The organism is Pandoraea sp. PE-S2R-1 (genome assembly GCF_002179865.1).
Taxonomy (GTDB): domain Bacteria; phylum Pseudomonadota; class Gammaproteobacteria; order Burkholderiales; family Burkholderiaceae; genus Pandoraea.
This window is the reverse complement of record NZ_NGUR01000090.1, coordinates 1-277: the sequence shown is the minus strand read 5'-3', so window position 1 is coordinate 277 and position 277 is coordinate 1. Positions and strand designations below refer to the sequence as shown.

Here is a 277-nt window from a genome sequence, read left to right as displayed (position 1 = left end):
GGGTTGCCGAGGTCGTAGTGCGCATGAATGTTGCGTCGACTGCCTGCGCGGGAGTTGGCGCGCAGGCGATGCCGGAGGTGATACCAGACTCGCGCGAGCCTTGAGCCCGTGACGGTTTTGGAGACCGACGGCAGATTCCGTATGGCCATCCGGAGCAGCGCTACCAGGTCTGGCGAATCGACCCATCCGGCTCGATAAGCCTCTGCGAAGCCGATATCGCCGGCATGCAGGATGCGGCGGCACGCTCGCCAATCATGCAGGTGAATCGTGGCGTGCG

1 pseudogene is annotated in these 277 nt (G+C 64.3%); it reads right to left on the bottom strand.

The features are described 5' to 3' along the window. A pseudogene (locus CDV44_RS28330) lies at positions 1–277 on the bottom strand (SAM-dependent methyltransferase); the annotation flags it as partial.